Annotated in this window: 2 protein-coding genes; both read left to right on the plus strand. The window is 41.5% G+C overall.

Annotation, left to right across the window (positions count from 1 at the left end):
• Positions 1-345 precede the first annotated feature (345 nt).
• Entirely contained in the window at positions 346-720 is a 375-nt protein-coding gene (locus BSAG_RS24340) for a hypothetical protein (protein ID WP_004324216.1), read from the plus strand.
• 14 nt (positions 721-734) lie between these two features.
• Positions 735-863 (plus strand): transposase (gene tnpB, locus BSAG_RS25665; RefSeq protein WP_255344468.1); only part of this gene is annotated, 129 nt, incomplete at its 3' end.

Genomic DNA, 863 nt, shown 5'->3' on the forward strand with positions numbered 1-863 from the left:
TATTAGCCATAAATGGATAAGTTGTTCATTTTATTACCCCCGTACTTATGAATTGTGTCCTACTTTGAAACCAACAGTTTCAAGGTGCGAAACTGTTGGTTCTGCGGTTTGAAACTTTAGTTTCATACGCTTGAAACTCTAGTTCTAATTACTTGAAACCATTGGTTTCTCACCGATGAAACTATAGTTTCCTTTAGCTGGAACTGTAGTTTCAAGCGGAGAAAACTAATTTGCCCCGTAATAGAGTGGTGGCAATCCCGTTTCTTTCGTAAGCACTCATTGTATGGCTCTTGTTTATCCTATCAGTCAGCTTTACCTTTGCACAGAACTTAAAATTTTATTCTTATGGACTCTACTGATTGTTTTTTAGAGATTCTTTCTGCTTATCAGTCATCCGACAGTGGTTGCCAAGTCTCTCTTTTGGAGTATTGCCATCGTTTTGGCGTTGATTATTATAAATTCCTTGGCTGGTATCGTCATTACAAGTGCCAACTGGGTAACTCAACTTCCCCTTCCGATGTGCAACTGGCCCCTATTCATGTGAACGGTTCCCCCTCCGGTCATTCACGTTGTACATCATCTCCCAAATCTGTCAAATCGGACAACTTTGAGATTGTTTCGTTTCGTCTAAAACTGGGCAATGGAGTTGAGATCCGAAAATGTAACACTAATCTTGAGAGCATAACAGCTCTGCTTCAAAACCTGGGAACATTATGTTAGGGCTGAATCCCAGCATGCGCTTCTACCTGTGCGAAGGTCCGGTAGATATGCGAAAAGGTATTTTCACCCTTGCCGAACTGGTACGCAAGATAATGGGTAAAGAGCCCTCCACAGGGGACATTTTCATCTTTTTGAGTAAGGAC

It is taken from the genome of Bacteroides sp. D1, assembly GCF_000157095.2.
Lineage (GTDB): Bacteria > Bacteroidota > Bacteroidia > Bacteroidales > Bacteroidaceae > Bacteroides > Bacteroides xylanisolvens.

Coding starts and splice junctions, on each gene's coding strand:
- BSAG_RS24340 (WP_004324216.1), top strand. CDS start 346: ATGGACTCTACTGATTGTTTTTTAGAGATTCTTTCTGCTTATCAGTCA.